Origin of the sequence: Aeromonas cavernicola, from assembly GCF_002795305.1 — a bacterium.
Taxonomy (GTDB): Bacteria; Pseudomonadota; Gammaproteobacteria; order Enterobacterales; family Aeromonadaceae; genus Aeromonas; species Aeromonas cavernicola.
Genome location: NZ_PGGC01000160.1, coordinates 1 through 1,421, shown reverse-complemented (window position 1 = coordinate 1,421; position 1,421 = coordinate 1). Strand labels below are relative to the sequence as shown.

Below are 1,421 nucleotides of genomic sequence, written 5' to 3'. Positions count from 1 at the left end.
CCCGCCATAACGGCGCTACCGTGTGGCAAGTGCGCTATCGCGCCTATGGCAATGTGTGGCAAAAAGAGGTGGCCGACCTCGCTGCCCCGATAGAAACCCCGCTGCGCTTTCAGGGGCAATATTGGGATGCGGAAACAGGGCTGCACTATAACCGCCACCGTTATTATCAACCCGACACCGGCCGTTTTATTAGCCCCGATCCTATTGGGTTAGCGGGTGGCATTAATAACTACCAATATGCGCCCAACCCTATTGGTTGGGTCGATCCGTTGGGGTTAAAAAACGTAAAAGAGAATGGGCCGAATAATCCAGATCAGAAAATAAAAAATGAGGTTCCATTATCACAGGATGAAATTGACAAAATAATTAAAACACCCAAAGGGCAGAGGTCACCAGCTGATACGTATTTGCCCAGCATCTATAGTAATTCTCATTTGGCGCTTTTTGATAATGGCGCGACAAGATTTATGACTCAGTCAAATCTGGAAAAATATGGTATTGGTCAGAGAGATGGTACGTCATTTGTGATGCCACGTGCCGAAGCGGATAAGCTATTCTCTTCTGCTAATGGAAATGCTAATGAAATGGAAAAATCTCTAGGTTTACCTACAGGTTTTTTGGAGAGTAACTCATTAGTTAGAGTTGATATAAAAAATCCAAGAGATTTTAATCTTCGGATTCCATCTGGTAATGAAGCGGGTGCCAATGAATTATGGATTCCAGGTGGTAAATTACCAAATGGTAATAATGAGGCTGTAATAGATGTTGCAAACATGAAGCCTGATGATTACATCGTAACTCCACTGAAATTTTAGGTATCAATATGAGATTTACTGTTGTATATAATAATACTAATGATAGATATAGTATGGGTGTCGATACTATATCAGGACGTTTTTATATTTCCATTCCGGTTAGTAATAGTTTTGTTGACTATGAGGAATATTATGATTTGGAGCAGTGGGAGTTCGATTTGTTTAAAAAAAATGAGAGTGAGGCTTTACTCTTTGTAAAAAAATGTAGAAACCGAGAGTTGGACCAACGATTACTTATTAAACCGGGAAGTAATCGAGGTTCGGCTGTTTAATATACAAAACCTGCGGGTTCGGGCAGCACAGCGTAATCGGATACTTTCGAATTAATGAATATTAAGTTCTTTCACAATCTGGATATTTCACAGGTNNCATCCACTACTACCCCAATGGTTTGATAGCCAGTGAAACCGGCTTTGATGGCCGTACCACTGCCTATCGCTACGACCTGACTGGCCAGCTGCTGGAAAAGAGCGAGTTGGGGGAGCAGGGCGGTGAGCTGATAACCCGCTACCAACGGGACGCCATGGGGCGGCTTATCCACAAGACCCTGCCCGATGGCCAACAGATTGCGTATCGCTACGACGGCCACGGCCAGCTGAGCGAGGT

General features: G+C 43.8%; 2 protein-coding genes. Both read left to right on the top strand.

From position 1 onward, the window contains the following. Nucleotides 1–815, top strand: an 815-nt coding sequence (locus tag CUC53_RS19475) for an RHS repeat-associated core domain-containing protein (protein ID WP_272896770.1), incomplete at its 5' end; no start/stop codon positions are given. Nucleotides 816–823: 8 nt separating this feature from the next. Beyond that, a complete protein-coding gene (locus CUC53_RS15790; RefSeq protein ID WP_100295028.1) occupies nt 824–1,087 on the top strand; it encodes a hypothetical protein in 264 nt (87 codons plus the stop codon). The last annotated feature ends 334 nt before the right edge of the window (nt 1,088–1,421 follow it).